The sequence below is a fragment of the Kitasatospora sp. NPDC053057 genome, assembly GCF_044546945.1.
Lineage (GTDB): Bacteria > Actinomycetota > Actinomycetes > Streptomycetales > Streptomycetaceae > Kitasatospora.
The window spans coordinates 1-1,162 of sequence record NZ_JBITZP010000155.1; the positions used below are offsets into that span (position 1 = coordinate 1).

Annotated in this window: 1 protein-coding gene; it reads left to right on the forward strand. The window is 71.3% G+C overall.

Annotation, left to right across the window (positions count from 1 at the left end; translation table 11 throughout):
* Positions 1 to 1,162, forward strand: a 1,162-nt coding sequence (locus tag ACIG5E_RS39560; RefSeq protein ID WP_396542187.1) for an ISL3 family transposase, incomplete at both ends; no start/stop codon positions are given.

Genomic DNA, 1,162 nt, shown 5'->3' on the forward strand with positions numbered 1-1,162 from the left:
TCAGCATATGGAAGCGCACCCTGATGGTCGAAAACACCGTGGTCGAGGCGGTGCGCTGGGACAAATCAGAACAGTGTGTAGTCGCGTCGGTGCGGCCTGACGCGCGGCGGCGTGGACGGTGCGGACTGTGCCGGCGCCCGGCTCCTTGGTACGACCGGGGACGCGGCCGACGCCGGTGGCGCGACCTGGACCACGGGGCGGTGCGGGTGTTCCTGGAGGCCGACGCCCCGCGGGTGCACTGCCGCCGGCACGGTCCGACCGTGGCAGCGGTGCCGTGGGCCCGGCACGACGCCGGGCACACCCTGGCCTTCGACCAGCAGGCCGCGTGGATGGCCGCCGAGTGCTCCAAGAGCGCGGCGGCCGAGCTGTTGCGCTGCACCTGGCGCACGGTCGGCAGGATCGTCGAGCGCTACACCGCCGACCGTGACCGGGGCACGGACCGGCTGGCGGGGTTGCGCCGGATCGGGATCGACGAGATCTCCTACCGCAAGGGTCAGCGCTACATGACCGTCGTGGTCGACCACGACACCGCCCGCGTGGTGTGGATGGCCGACGGCCACGGAACCGAGGTCCTCTCCCGGTTCTTCGACGAGCTCGGCGGGGTTCGAGCCGCGCGGCTGACGCATATCAGTGCCGACGGCGCCGCCTGGATCGCCCAGGTCGTCGCCGATCGGGCACCGGGCGCGTTGCGGGTGATGGATCCCTTCCATGTGGTGGCCTGGGCTACCGAGGCGTTGAACACCGAGCGCCGGGCCTCGTGGAACCGGGCCCGGCGCGAGCTCGGCGACCGGGAGAAGGCGAGGGCGTTGAAGGACTCCCGCTTCGCGCTGTGGAAGAACGCCGAGGACCTGACCGACCGCCAGGCCGCCAAGCTCACCTGGATCGCGGCCACAGACCCGCGCCTGCACCGCGCCTGGCGACTGAAGGAAGCCCTGCGGGCCGTCTTCGCCCTGGCCAAGCACCGCCCCACCGCCGCCCTCAAGGCTCTGGACCAGTGGATCGGCTGGGCCCGCCGCTGCCGCATCCCCGCCTTCGTCGACCTCCAACGCACGATCACGCGCCACTACGACGCCATCCGCTCCGCGTTGATCACCGGCCTGTCCAACGGACTGATCGAGTCCACCAACACCAAGACCCGACTGATCATCCGCCGAGGCTTCGG